Source organism: Bacillus sp. FG16, from assembly GCF_057809515.1.
The window spans coordinates 86,624-94,359 of the sequence record NZ_JBMDKC010000008.1 but is presented as its reverse complement, the minus strand read 5'-3'; the positions used below and the strand labels follow the sequence as shown (position 1 = coordinate 94,359).

The window sequence follows — 7,736 nt, the reverse complement described above, 5'->3', positions numbered from 1 at the left end:
GTCACACCCCTTTTCATATATGGGTGTGACTGTAAAGTCATGATTGTTTATTTTACTTGATCTCTTTTTTCTAATGTCATGCTCCATGCTGTTAAAATCACAGCACCTACTACCATAAGACCGCCTACCCAAGCAGTATGGATTAATCCTAACGAATTCGTTACAAGGCCACCTATATAAGAACCTAAAGCGATCCCTCCGTTAAATGCGGCAATATTAATTGCTGAAGCAACATCAACCGCACTTGGAACAAAGCGCTCTGCCAATATAACTACATATACTTGTAGCCCCGGAACATTCATAAATGCGAATAGTCCCATGAAAATAATTGTGATTAATCCAGCTACTTTAAATGGCGCTGTAAATGTTAAAACAAATAATATGATCGCTTGAATAAAGAACATGTAAAATAGCGCTCGAATCGGATTATGATTCGATAATTTCCCGCCAACCATATTCCCTATCGCAATTGCGATTCCATACACTAATAAAATGATAGTAACGGTACTTGCTTCAAATCCTGTTACTTCTTGTAATAGTGGTGATAAATACGTAAATGTTACGAATGTACCACCGTATCCAAGTGCAGTAATAATGAAAACAAGTAATAGTCTTCCATTTTTAATTAATTTAAATTGATCACGAAACGATACAGGTACACCATTTTTTAAATTAGATGGGACAAGTATACTGTTTGCGATGAAAGCAATAATTCCAATTACGACAATCGCCATAAATGACGCTCTCCAGCCAAACTCTTGACCGATAAATGTTCCAATTGGCACACCAGTAATAGTCGCAACTGTTAATCCAGTAAACATAATCGCAATTGCGCTAGCACGTTTATTCTCCGGTACGATTGCAGCCGCAATTGTAGATCCAATTGACATAAACACACCATGTGCAAACGCAGATACAATTCTTGCGATAATTAATACAGTGAAGCTTGTTGCTACCGCCGCAATGCCATTACCAATAATGAAAATAACCATAATCCACATTAATAATGTCTTTCGCGACATACTAGCCGTTAACGCTGTTAAAACAGGTGCTCCTACCGCTGCTCCTAACGCATATAAGGAAACCGTTAAACCGGCTGTTGTAACCGAAACATTTAAATCTTTCGAAATAGATGGTAGTAAACCGACACTAATAAACTCGGTCGTACCAATCCCAAACGCACTAATTGCTAGTGCTAATAAAGCAAACATACTTCTTCGATTCGTCTGAACTTCCGAAGATGATACTGTATATGAACTCAATTGAATTCCTCCTTATTACAAGAAATCCAATCATAATAGTATGATAAAAAGGCCCTTTTATCTTCTAAAACATATATTTCATACTTACAAATGCTATTATGAATGGTTTCATTCTTTTTTTGAAGAACGCACTTTAAAGTACGATAGGCACTAAAAAGTAACATAGTCACTTTTTAGTACCGTACTACTCATTTGCCTCTTACATGTGCTATTATGAAACATATTTAACATAATAAAAAGTACGTACTTTAAAGTGCTATAGGTACTAAAAAGTAACATTTGTATTATTAAACTTACTTTACTCAAAAAGGGAGGGTTTCATATGAAGAAATACAATATTCCTGTAGAGGCGACTTTAGAAGTTATCGGCGGCAAATGGAAAGTTGTTATTCTTTGTCACTTAACGAAAGGTACAAAGAGAACGAGTGAATTAAAACGCTCCATGCCTGGTATTACACAAAAAATGTTAACGCAGCAATTACGTGAATTAGAAGACGACGGGGTCATTCAAAGAAAAGTATACAACCAAGTCCCACCGAAAGTAGAATATTCTCTTACCGACTACGGTTGGTCTTTAGAATCCATTCTTGACTCTCTTTGTTCTTGGGGCGAATGCCATCTTGAAAAAGAAGGTAACACATCGATGCTAATTGCGGAAGGTGAATAATAGGAAAAAGGAAAAAACGAACATGAATTTGTTCGTTTTTTCCTTTTTTTCTATATATATATGTACATTTCTAACTGAAACAAAATATTTTATACGCTTTCATACCTTGTCAGCACTACGTTATACACTCAATATCAAATAATTAGGAATCATTTTTATGTTAACATAGGTGTATATAGTATATAATATAGGATATATATTATATACACTTTCCGGTAACGGAGCTTTTCCATTATGCGGACAAGCCATATATCGGACAGTTCATAAATAATAAGTAAGACGTTATGGTTTTAGATTTATGTTTGCAGCTTACTTGCTGTCATAAATTTAAAGGCATTTTATTGTGTTTTGTGAAACTTTGCATAAAGTTTCGTAAACGTTTACTATCTTACTTATAAAAAATAAGAGTATTGCTATCGTAAAGGAGAATTGGAGATGCCAGAAACTATGACTCAAACAAAGCCAGAACAAGAAACTGTACAAATTTCTGCTAGCCAAGGACAACTTGATGTACTTGATCAGTTGTTAAAACCTGAGGTACAAGAATCATTAACAACACTAGTAGAACAGCTTCCAAAATTAACTGAGCTTGTTAACATTTTAACTAAGTCTTATGACTTCGCTCAAACTGTTGCTACTGATGAAGTATTAAAAAGCGACACTGTTGGTGCAATTACAGAGCTTGTAGAACCTGTAAAAGATACAGTGAAAAGCATGGCTGCAACTGCAATCGAAGCGAAAGATCGTGCTGACGAAAGTACTGAAGTTATCGGCCTATTCGGTCTATTAAAATTACTAAAAGATCCACAAGCACAAAAAATGTTCCGCTTTGTGAACGCATATCTTCAAATTAGTGCAGAACGTAACAATAAATAATTTAACTTATAACAACAATTAGTAAAGACGGGGGATATCATACTATGTCAAAACAAATTGTCATCTTAGGCGCTGGTTATGGCGGTCTTCTTGCCGCTTTAAACGTACGTAAATATTACAGCAAATCAGAAGCACAAGTTACAGTGATTAACCAATACCCAACACACCAAATCATCACTGAACTACACCGCCTTGCAGCTGGTAACGTTGCTGAGCAAGCAATTGCAATGCCACTTACAAAGCTTTTCAAAGGTAAAGATATCGATCTTAAAATCGCAACAGTTGAGTCATTCTCTGTTGATAGCAAAGAAATCAAACTAGCTGGCGGCACTACTTTATCTTACGATGCACTTGTAGTTGCTTTAGGAAGTAAAACTGCTTACTTCGGTATTCCAGGACTAGAAGAAAACAGCATGGTATTAAAATCTGCTGCTGATGCAAACAAAATCTACAAACAAGTTGAAGACCGTATTCGTGAATACGCGAAAACGAAAAACGAAGCTGATGCTACAATCGTAATCGGTGGTGGCGGATTAACTGGCGTTGAGCTAGTTGGTGAGCTTGCTGACATTATGCCTAAACTTGCAAAAAGCCACGGCGTAAATCCAAAAGAAGTTAAACTTCTTCTTGTTGAAGCAGGTCCAAAAATCCTTCCAGTATTACCAGATCACTTAATCGAACGTGCAACTACTAGCCTAGAAGCACGCGGTGTTACATTCTTAACAGGTCTTCCTGTAACAAACGTTGCTGGCAATGAAATCGACTTAAAAGACGGTCAAAAACTTGTTGCTAACACATTCGTTTGGACAGGTGGCGTTCAAGGTAACCCATTAATCGGTGAATCAGGTCTTGAAGTTAACCGTGGACGTGCAACAGTTGATGCATACCTACAATCTACTTCTCACAAAGACGTATTCGTTGCTGGAGACAGCGCTGTTGTCTTCTCTCCAGACGGTCGTCCATACCCACCAACTGCACAAATCGCTTGGCAAATGGGTGAGTTAATTGGATACAACTTATACGCAGCACTAGAAGGCAAAGCATTCGAAGAGTTCGCACCTGTAAACTCTGGAACACTTGCTAGTCTAGGACGTAAAGATGCTGTTGCTACAATTGGAGCAAGCAATACTCCACTTAAAGGCTTACCAGCATCATTAATGAAAGAAGCAAGTAACGTTCGTTACTTATCACACATTAAAGGTCTATTCAGCTTAGCTTACTAATCTGAATATAAGCCCGAATCATGCCCAGCATGGTTCGGGCTATTTTTATCCCACTATTTGCGGGCAGTAAAACTCCCACTGATTAAAGTTTCACTTTATCCGTAATTTTCTCTAATTTATTTATTCGGCAGAAGAATAATATAACCCTTTTAATTATCTAAATTTACTGATTATTTTATGTCTAAATTGTGTATATGAAAGGGATGGAAGTATTCTTCCTACTCCCATCCCTTTCACACAAACTATTCTCCTAATTTCACAAGGCTGTAGTTCTTCTTCCCTTTACGAATAATAATAAATCTTCCATCAAACGAATTTTCTACAGTAACATCCGTACCCACATCTGTTACTTTCTCACCATTCATAGAAATCGCACCATTATTAATGTCCTCGCGTGCTTGTCGTCTAGATGGTTCAATCCCTAAATCGACTAGCCACTCTACGATGTTTTTCGTCTCTTTTGAAGACTGGAATGTTGGCATTTCTTTAAAGCCTTGTTCAATTTCATCAGCTGTTAACGATTTAATATCTCCGCTAAATAACGCTGCTGTAATTTTCCCAGCTTGCAGGAACGCCTCTTCTCCATGAACGAATTTCGTCATTTCTTCCGCTAACACTTTTTGCGCTTCACGTTTATGAGGCTCCGCTTCTACCTTCACTGCTAATTCATCAATACGCTCTTTCGTTAAGAACGTAAAGTATTTCAAGTATTTAATTACATCACGGTCATCTGTATTTACCCAGAACTGGTAAAATTCAAACGGTGTCGTTTTTTCAGGATCAAGCCAAACCGCACCACCTGCTGATTTACCAAACTTCGTACCGTCCGATTTTAATAATAGCGGAATCGTTAATCCAAATACTTTCGCCTCATGACCTTCTAACTTACGAATTAAATCTAAACCACTCGTAATATTTCCCCATTGGTCACTACCACCAATTTGAAGTTGAACATCTTCTTTCGTGTATAAATGATGGAAATCCAGTGCTTGCAAAATTTGGTACGTGAATTCTGTGAAAGAAATACCTGTATCTAAACGACTTGCTACAATATCCTTCGCTAACATGCTATTGATGCTAAAATTTTTCCCGTAATCACGTAAAAACTCAATAACATTTATTTCATGTGTCCAATCATAGTTATTTACCATCTTCACTTCGCTATTTCCGCCAAAATCAAATAGCTTTTTCATTTGTGCTGTTAACGCATCTACATTATGCTGAACCACTTCTAACGTTTGAAGTTGACGCTCCGATTGTCGTCCACTCGGATCACCAATCGTTCCTGTTGCCCCGCCAATTAAAATAACAGGATGATGGCCAGCTAATTGGAATCTCTTCATCATCATAAACGGAATCAAATGTCCGATATGCATACTATCACCAGTCGGATCAACTCCGCAGTATAGTGAAATCTTTTTCTCTTCTACTAGCTTACGTAAGCCTTCTTCGTCAGTCTGCTGATTAACGGCGCCGCGCCATTCTAATTCATCAATAATATTCATCTTTTGTCATCCCCTTTATTTTAAAAAAACAAAAAAGCCCCTATGTCTACGATAGACATAGGGACGATTATTCACCGTGTTACCACCCAGTTTGCATAAATAGCATAGCTACTCATACCACTCTTAGCAATAATATCGATTGCTAGTCCGCTTAGCATTACCTAAGATACTCCAGAGTGTAATTCGCAAGTTTGTTTGTGCTAGGTTCCAGCAACCCCTAGCTCTCTCGTTAACAGTGACAAACTGCTACTGGGCTCTTTCAACGTATGTTATTTGTTAAATTATTAGCATTATATTGAATTGAAAACAAATTGTCAACAATACCCAAATATTATTTTAAAATAATTCATATCTTCATACGTATTTCGTTATTCCTTATCTTCTCCAATAATCCTTACTTCTCGCTCTAACTTCACGCCAAATTTCTCTTCAACTGTCTTTTGTACGAAGTGAATTAAATCGATGTAATCTTGTGCTGTTCCGTTATCAACATTCACCATAAATCCAGCGTGTTTTAAAGAAACTTCCACTCCACCAATTCGCTTACCTTGTAGTCCTGAGTCTTGAATCAACTTACCAGCAAAGTTATTTGGTGGACGCTTAAATACGCTACCACATGAAGGATATTCTAGAGGCTGTTTTGACTCACGCTTAAACGTTAAATCATCCATTTTCTCTTTAATTTCTTCACGTACACCTTCTTCAAGTTCAAATCTCGCTTCAAGAATAATGTAATGGTTGTTAGCAAATACACTCTTACGATATCCAAATTCAAATGCTTCTTTCGTCAAAGTACGTAGCTCTCCATCACCTGTCATTACAACAGCTTCTGTTAACACAAACGATACTTCACCACCGTAAGCACCAGCATTCATATATAACGCTCCGCCAACTGAACCTGGAATACCACAAGCAAACTCAAGACCCGTTAAGTTATGGTCTAAAGCAATACGTGATACGTCAATAATTGCTGCACCACACTGTGCTACAATCGTCGTTCCTGTTACAGTAACACCTGTAATATGAATTAAACTTACTGTAATCCCGCGAATTCCACCATCTTTAATAATGACATTCGATCCATTTCCTAAAAACGTAACTGGAATATTATATTCGTTCGCATATTTGATAACTTCTTGAATTTCATCATAATTTGTAGGCGCAACAAAAACATCTGCTTTTCCGCCAACTTTAATATGCGTATGATTCTTTAACATTTCATCTTGTTTAACATGTCCTTCAGGCAATACCGTACTTAAATATTTATAAACCTCTTGCATATTCATTTTACGATTCCTCTATTTCTATATTCATTTTATCCCGTTATACGGGCCCATAATATCCCCACGTACATGAAAGAACCTAAAGTGGTGGATACAGTGTACCCAAAATCAATTCGAGACACCTATAAACCTCTTAATTTATAAGAGGTGCCACTCATATTAAAATATATATTGCATAATAAAGCAACCCAAATGGACTACTAAACTTGACATGTCATCAGAAAGACAACAATTTGTAAAATATGTGACTTTTTCAAAACACTATCCCTCAGTATCTTACTATACCATACAAAAAGAAAGTGGTATTTTTTTGTACTTTTTACTTTATTTACATCAATAAAAAAAGAGCACATCCGACAGAATGTGCTCTTTCTATACTCATTAAATTATTTTTCGTTCTCTTCTTTTTCCTTATCAAACCATAATAGTTCATCGTCATCCACTTCACCATTATAATTGATTAAAATTTCTTCTCCCGCTTTTATATCCTTATACGCGAAGAAGTTAAAAGTATGATTCTCGAAGACAATTTCATACGTTGCATTCGGATTATATGCATGATTAAATAACATGCCGTATCCTAACAGGAATGCCGTATGATTTACCCCATACTCAAATGCGTAGTCAGCAAGTAACGTTTTTTCAATGTGTTCATGCTGTTCATTTGGATAAGAGATAACCGGTGCTGAGTGAATCAACTCACCCTTTTTAATATCACGAGTTGCAAATACACCTCTATTAAATTCTCCATCACTAAGTTCAGAAGTCTTAACTTCGATCATATGCGTCACCTATATAATTCTTTCTTTGAAGTATTTTATCCCGCTATTTGCGAGGTTCAACTAATAATCAGTAGGTATTAGTCTCACTTTATCTCCTTAAGCTTGGCAGAAAACGCGCAGAAAAGCAATTAAATTACT

Annotated in this window: 7 protein-coding genes and 1 other annotated feature; of the genes, 3 read left to right on the top strand and 4 right to left on the bottom strand. The window is 36.6% G+C overall.

Features of this window, described 5'->3' with window-relative positions; genetic code table 11:
• Positions 1–47: 47 nt before the first annotated feature.
• Positions 48–1,211 carry an MFS transporter gene (locus ACODS7_RS05365; protein WP_168410432.1) on the bottom strand — a complete coding sequence of 388 codons (1,164 nt, stop codon included), beginning with the start codon at positions 1,209–1,211 and terminating at the stop codon, positions 48–50.
• A 373-nt stretch (positions 1,212–1,584) separates the two neighbouring features.
• Between ACODS7_RS05365 and ACODS7_RS05360 the strand changes: the two genes are divergently transcribed.
• The 3 genes from ACODS7_RS05360 to ACODS7_RS05350 all read left to right on the top strand — a co-directional run bounded on the left by ACODS7_RS05360 (position 1,585) and on the right by ACODS7_RS05350 (position 4,028).
• Positions 1,585–1,929: a winged helix-turn-helix transcriptional regulator gene (locus ACODS7_RS05360; protein ID WP_000760481.1), complete on the top strand. Its 345-nt coding sequence runs from the start codon at positions 1,585–1,587 to the stop codon at positions 1,927–1,929.
• Between the two features lie 435 nt (positions 1,930–2,364).
• Positions 2,365–2,805, top strand: a complete 441-nt coding sequence (locus tag ACODS7_RS05355; RefSeq protein ID WP_001115310.1) for a DUF1641 domain-containing protein — start codon at positions 2,365–2,367, stop codon at positions 2,803–2,805.
• 44 nt (positions 2,806–2,849) lie between these two features.
• Positions 2,850–4,028, top strand: a complete 1,179-nt coding sequence (locus tag ACODS7_RS05350; protein ID WP_243168279.1) for an NAD(P)/FAD-dependent oxidoreductase — start codon at positions 2,850–2,852, stop codon at positions 4,026–4,028.
• 242 nt (positions 4,029–4,270) lie between these two features.
• Here ACODS7_RS05350 and tyrS read toward each other — a convergent pair whose 3' ends face one another.
• The 3 genes from tyrS to ACODS7_RS05335 form a co-directional block, all read right to left on the bottom strand.
• On the bottom strand, positions 4,271–5,533 hold the full coding sequence (gene tyrS / locus ACODS7_RS05345) for a tyrosine--tRNA ligase (RefSeq protein ID WP_029443558.1): 1,263 nt from the start codon (positions 5,531–5,533) through the stop codon (positions 4,271–4,273).
• Between the two features lie 56 nt (positions 5,534–5,589).
• Positions 5,590–5,805, bottom strand: a binding site (T-box leader).
• Between the two features lie 96 nt (positions 5,806–5,901).
• Positions 5,902–6,819, bottom strand: coding sequence for a UDP-N-acetylmuramate dehydrogenase (gene murB, locus ACODS7_RS05340; RefSeq protein WP_029443559.1), 918 nt, complete (start codon positions 6,817–6,819; stop codon positions 5,902–5,904).
• Between the two features lie 383 nt (positions 6,820–7,202).
• Positions 7,203–7,598 carry an SET domain-containing protein gene (locus ACODS7_RS05335; protein WP_000573651.1) on the bottom strand — a complete coding sequence of 132 codons (396 nt, stop codon included), beginning with the start codon at positions 7,596–7,598 and terminating at the stop codon, positions 7,203–7,205.
• Positions 7,599–7,736: the final 138 nt, after the last annotated feature.

What these genes read in the sequence shown, in the direction of transcription:
- ACODS7_RS05365 (WP_168410432.1), bottom strand. Translation starts at nt 1,211, where the DNA reads ATGTTTGCTTTATTAGCACTAGCAATTAGTGCGTTTGGGATTGGTACG.
- ACODS7_RS05360 (WP_000760481.1), top strand. Translation starts at nt 1,585, where the DNA reads ATGAAGAAATACAATATTCCTGTAGAGGCGACTTTAGAAGTTATCGGC.
- ACODS7_RS05355 (WP_001115310.1), top strand. Translation starts at nt 2,365, where the DNA reads ATGCCAGAAACTATGACTCAAACAAAGCCAGAACAAGAAACTGTACAA.
- ACODS7_RS05350 (WP_243168279.1), top strand. Translation starts at nt 2,850, where the DNA reads ATGTCAAAACAAATTGTCATCTTAGGCGCTGGTTATGGCGGTCTTCTT.
- tyrS (WP_029443558.1), bottom strand. Translation starts at nt 5,533, where the DNA reads ATGAATATTATTGATGAATTAGAATGGCGCGGCGCCGTTAATCAGCAG.
- murB (WP_029443559.1), bottom strand. Translation starts at nt 6,819, where the DNA reads ATGAATATGCAAGAGGTTTATAAATATTTAAGTACGGTATTGCCTGAA.
- ACODS7_RS05335 (WP_000573651.1), bottom strand. Translation starts at nt 7,598, where the DNA reads ATGATCGAAGTTAAGACTTCTGAACTTAGTGATGGAGAATTTAATAGA.